Raw genomic sequence first — 799 nt, 5'->3', positions numbered from 1 at the left:
GGGGGCCTGATCCTGTGCGGTGCCGACGCGGTCCGGTGTTAGTTGGTGCCGGTCGTGGTGGTGGTGGTCGTCGTGGTCGTGGTGGTGGCCACGCCATCGCTGCCGCCGCCGAGTGCCGCCGCCAGTGCCAGGGCACCCACGATGCCGCCGATCGCGCCGGCGCTCAGCCCGGCGCCGCCAAGGGTGCCGCCCGAGGTGGTCTGGGTCGAGGTGGTGGTTGCCGTGGTTTCCGTCCCGGTGGCCGGGGGAGTCGGCGGGGTGGACTGCGCCATGGCAACGGGCGCAAATGCCATCGTGCCGATAACCAGCGCTGCAATCGTCTTCTTCATCCGAGGAATCCTTTTCGCATCGAAGTTGAAACCGTTGTAGCCCGGAACCGGTTCCGGTTCAATTGTGCGGCGGTGCAATTGGCTGCATTGTGCGCATTTTTTACAACGCTTGCGGGAAGTTTGCCCGATCTCTCAGCCGTTTGGCCGCCGGTTCAGCCGGTGGTCAGGCGGCGGATTCGCAGATAGCCGATATGCGGGCCGGCCCATTGCCGCGACTGCCAGACCAGGCCCTGGCGGGCATCGGTCCAATAGTCATTGACGATCTCGCCGCCATCCGGCGTGGTGCAGCGCTCCTGCAGGTGGCGGGTGGCCTGGGCCTGCTCGACGATGGTGATGGTGGCGGGGCCGAGATCCTGCAGCGCGCAGGCCAGCCCCAGCCGCCGCTCTTCCAGGTCGCCGGTGCGGATGAACATCACCCGCTCGCCGCCGCCGGCCGGGCCAAGCCGGTCGGGCGCGGTGGCCACCGCGCT

At 68.6% G+C, this 799-nt stretch carries 2 protein-coding genes; both read right to left on the bottom strand.

Going from position 1 to position 799, the window contains the following annotated elements:
* Positions 1–38: 38 nt before the first annotated feature.
* Complete coding sequence (locus CVM52_RS26220) at positions 39–329, bottom strand: hypothetical protein (protein ID WP_100165095.1); 291 nt, start codon at positions 327–329, stop codon at positions 39–41.
* Positions 330–481: 152 nt separating this feature from the next.
* Positions 482–799, bottom strand: a 318-nt coding sequence (locus CVM52_RS26215; RefSeq protein WP_172721110.1) for a YjbF family lipoprotein, incomplete at its 5' end; no start/stop codon positions are given.

Origin of the sequence: Pseudooceanicola lipolyticus, assembly GCF_002786325.1 — a bacterium.
Taxonomy (GTDB): Bacteria; Pseudomonadota; Alphaproteobacteria; order Rhodobacterales; family Rhodobacteraceae; genus Pseudooceanicola_C; species Pseudooceanicola_C lipolyticus.
The sequence above is the reverse complement of the archived record's forward strand: the minus strand, read 5'-3'. Positions and strand labels throughout refer to the sequence as shown.

What these genes read in the sequence shown, in the direction of transcription:
- CVM52_RS26220 (WP_100165095.1), bottom strand. Translation starts at nt 329, where the DNA reads ATGAAGAAGACGATTGCAGCGCTGGTTATCGGCACGATGGCATTTGCG.